Source organism: Ramlibacter sp. (genome assembly GCF_028292805.1).
Lineage (GTDB): Bacteria > Pseudomonadota > Gammaproteobacteria > Burkholderiales > Burkholderiaceae_C > Ramlibacter.
The window spans coordinates 1-3,324 of the sequence record NZ_JAQGLS010000171.1; the positions used below are offsets into that span (position 1 = coordinate 1).

Below are 3,324 nucleotides of genomic sequence, written 5' to 3' on the forward strand. Positions count from 1 at the left end.
TTAACCACCATCGCTTGCTCGAACCCATCGGCTACATCCCGCCGGCGGAGGCTGAGGCAAACTACTACCGGCAACTCGCCAGTCAGGCCACCTCGGTGGAGGTCTGACTTAAACCAACTGGCCTCCACGGAACCCGGGGCGATTCACACCGCCGGGACCTGAAAACGGAAAAGTCCTTGAGTTTCAAGGACTTTTGGAAGTTGGGGTGGCTGATGGGGCTCGAACCCACGACAACAGGAATCACAATCCTGGACTCTACCAACTGAGCTACAGCCACCGCAAGCCGCAGATTATAGCCGAGGGCGCGAGCTTCAGTTCACCAGCACCAGCTTGCCTTTCACCGCCCGCGATCCCATCCGTCCGTAAGCTGCCTTCAACTCTGCCATCGGCAGCGTGCGGTCGATCACCGGCTTGACCTTGCCTTCCAGGTACCACCGGGCCAGCTCGCCCATCATGGCGGCGTTGGCCTTGGGCTCGCGCCTGGAGAAATCGCCCCAGAACACGCCGACGATGGAAGCGCCCTTGAGCAGCGCCAGGTTCAGCGGCAGGCTGGGGATGGGGCCGCTGGCGAAGCCCACCACCAGGTAGCGGCCCCGCCAGGCGATGGAGCGGAAGGCCGGCTCGGAAAAATCGCCGCCCACCGGGTCGTAGATCACGTCGGGGCCCTTGCCGCCGGTGGCCGCCTTGACCGCGTCGCGAAAGGCATTGGGCAGCCCATGCTCGGTGTAGTTGATGGTGGCGTCGGCGCCGATAGCCTTGCACAGCGCGCACTTCTCGTCGCTCGAGGCGGCGGCGATCACGCGCGCGCCCAGCGCCTTGGCGATCTGGATCGCCGAGGTGCCGACGCCGCCGGCGGCGCCCAGGATCAGCACCGTCTCGCCGGCCTTGAGCTGGGCCCGGTCCACCAGCGCGTGGTGCGAGGTGGCGTAGATCATGATGAAGGCGGCGGCGTCCACGAACGGAAAGCCGGGCGGCAGCGGCATGCACAGCGCCGCCGGCGCCACCGCATGGGTGCCGAAGCCGCCGGTGCCGGCCAGGCAGGCGACCGGCTGGCCCGCTTGCAGGTGCGTCACGCCTTCGCCCACGGCCACCACGGTACCGGCGAACTCGGAGCCGGGCACGAAGGGCAGCGGCGGCTTGAACTGGTACTTGTTCTGCACGATCAGCAGGTCGGGAAAGTTCAGGCTCGCCGCCTCGATCTTCACCAGCACCTCGCCGGCCTTGGGCTGCGGCGTGGGCAGCTCCTTCCACTCCAGCGCGGCGACGCCGACGGGGTTCTCGCAAAGCCAGGCATGCATGGTGACGACTCCGTTCAGCATTTCCCAATCATAGGCAACCGGCTGCGCCGGCAGATGTCCCAGCGGTGACCGCGAACCTACAATGACCGCAACATGAAGATCCTGCTCTCCAACGACGACGGCTACCAGGCCCCCGGCATCGTGGCCCTGTACGAGGCCATCCGCGATCTCGGCGAGGTGGAGGTGGTGGCGCCGGAGCACAACAACAGCGCCAAGTCGAATGCGCTGACGCTGCACCAGCCGCTGTACGTGACGCAGGCGGCCAACGGCTTCAAGTACATCAACGGCACGCCGGCCGACTGCGTCCACATCGCGTTGACCGGCCTGCTCGGCTACAAGCCGGACCTGGTCGTCAGCGGCATCAACAACGGCGCCAACATGGGCGACGACACCATCTACTCGGGCACCGTCGGCGCCGCGATGGAGGGCTACCTGTTCGGCGTGCCGGCCGTCGCCTTTTCCCAGGTGGAAAAGGGCTGGGCCCACCTGGATGCCGCGGCCCGCAAGGCGCGCGAGCTGGTGCAGTTCCTCGCCGAGCACCACCGCACCGACGGCGCCCACTGGCTGCTGAACGTCAACATCCCCAACGTCGCGTTCGACGAGCTCAAGCCGTTCAAGGTCTGCCGCCTGGGCCGCCGGCACGCGGCCGAGAAGGTGATCTCGCAGACCAGCCCGCACGGCGTCACCATGTACTGGATCGGCGGAGCCGGCAAGGCCAAGGACGATGCGGAAGGCACCGACTTCCACGCGTCGCTGCAAGGCCATCCGACGATCACGCCGCTGAAGGTGGACCTGACCGACCACGACACGCTGAACTACTGGGGCCAGGCCGCGGCGCGGATCGAGCGCGGGCCGTCCAGCTGATGTCGCGCCGTCCCAGCTTTCCCGCCCGCCTGGCCAACGGACCGGCGCAGCCCGCCGCGCGTGCTTCCACGCAGCCGGCGGCGCGCCCGCATGTGCCGGCCGCCGGCCATGGCATGGACTCGCAGGCCGTGCGCACGCGCATGGTGCAGAAACTCGGCGCGCAAGGCGTGTCCGATCCGCGCGTGCTTGCCGCCATGGCGGCGGTGGAGCGGCACCGCTTCGTCGACAGCGCCCTGGTGAATCAGGCCTACGAAGACACCAGCCTGCCGATCGGCCTGGGCCAGACGATTTCCAAGCCGAGCGTGGTGGCCCGCATGATCGAGCTGTTGCTGGCCGGCAGCACCGACGCCAAGGGCCGGCTGGGCCGCGTGCTGGAGGTGGGCACCGGCTGCGGCTACCAGGCCGCGGTGCTCAGTTGCGTGGCCGGCGAGGTCTACAGCATCGAGCGCTTGCGCGGCCTGCACGACAAGGCGCGCGAAAATCTGCGCCACTTCCGGCTGGCCAACGTGCACCTGCTGTTCGGCGACGGCATGGCCGGTTTCGCCAAGGGCGCGCCGTATGCAGGCATCATTGCGGCAGCCGGCGGTGCGTCCATCCCGGCCGCCTGGACCGATCAGCTGGCCGATGGTGGCCGGCTGGTGGCGCCGATGGTGACGGCCACCGGCCAGCAGGCGCTGGTGGTCATGGAAAAAAACGCAGGTCAGGTACGCCAGACCATTCTTGAGACCGTTCACTTTGTCCCCCTAAAATCGGGCATCGCATGAGGAACACGACGATGCATTTGCGCGAACGCGCCATGAAGATGACCCTGGCCCTGCTGGTGTGCGGCCTGGTGGCGGCTTGCGCCGCGCCACGCCGCTCCCCCGCCCCGGTCGAAGACCGTGGCATGGGCCGACCTGGAACCGTGCAGGCACTGCCGGCAGCGCCGGCCCTGGTGCTGCCGGGCGCGGAGAACGCCGGCAAGCCCGGCTACTACACCGTCAAGCCCGGCGACACCCTGATCCGCATCGCGCTGGAGAGCGGGCAGAACTGGCGCGACATCGCCCGCTGGAGCGAACTGCCCAATGCCAACGTGATCGAGGTGGGGCAAGTGCTGCGCGTGGTGCCGCCCGTGGCCGCGCCGGGGACCCTCGTGGCGCAGCCGCTCGCGCCGGCCGCCGGC

At 68.4% G+C, this 3,324-nt stretch carries 4 protein-coding genes and 1 tRNA gene; 3 read left to right on the top strand and 2 right to left on the bottom strand.

Annotation, left to right across the window (positions count from 1 at the left end; translation table 11 throughout):
- Positions 1-201: 201 nt before the first annotated feature.
- Positions 202-277 (bottom strand) — tRNA-His (locus JWP65_RS10645).
- Between the two features lie 34 nt (positions 278-311).
- A complete protein-coding gene (locus tag JWP65_RS10650; protein WP_299763490.1) occupies positions 312-1,298 on the bottom strand; it encodes an NADPH:quinone oxidoreductase family protein in 987 nt (328 codons plus the stop codon).
- Positions 1,299-1,391: 93 nt separating this feature from the next.
- Between JWP65_RS10650 and surE the strand changes: the two genes are divergently transcribed.
- The 3 genes from surE to JWP65_RS10665 all read left to right on the top strand — a co-directional run.
- A complete protein-coding gene (surE, locus tag JWP65_RS10655) occupies positions 1,392-2,162 on the top strand; it encodes a 5'/3'-nucleotidase SurE (RefSeq protein WP_299763486.1) in 771 nt (256 codons plus the stop codon).
- Positions 2,162-2,926: a protein-L-isoaspartate(D-aspartate) O-methyltransferase gene (locus tag JWP65_RS10660; protein WP_299763488.1), complete on the top strand. Its 765-nt coding sequence runs from the start codon at positions 2,162-2,164 to the stop codon at positions 2,924-2,926. Before surE ends, JWP65_RS10660 begins: the two co-directional genes overlap by 1 nt.
- Positions 2,927-2,937: 11 nt before the next feature.
- Positions 2,938-3,324, top strand: a 387-nt coding sequence (locus JWP65_RS10665; RefSeq protein WP_299763492.1) for a LysM peptidoglycan-binding domain-containing protein, incomplete at its 3' end; no start/stop codon positions are given.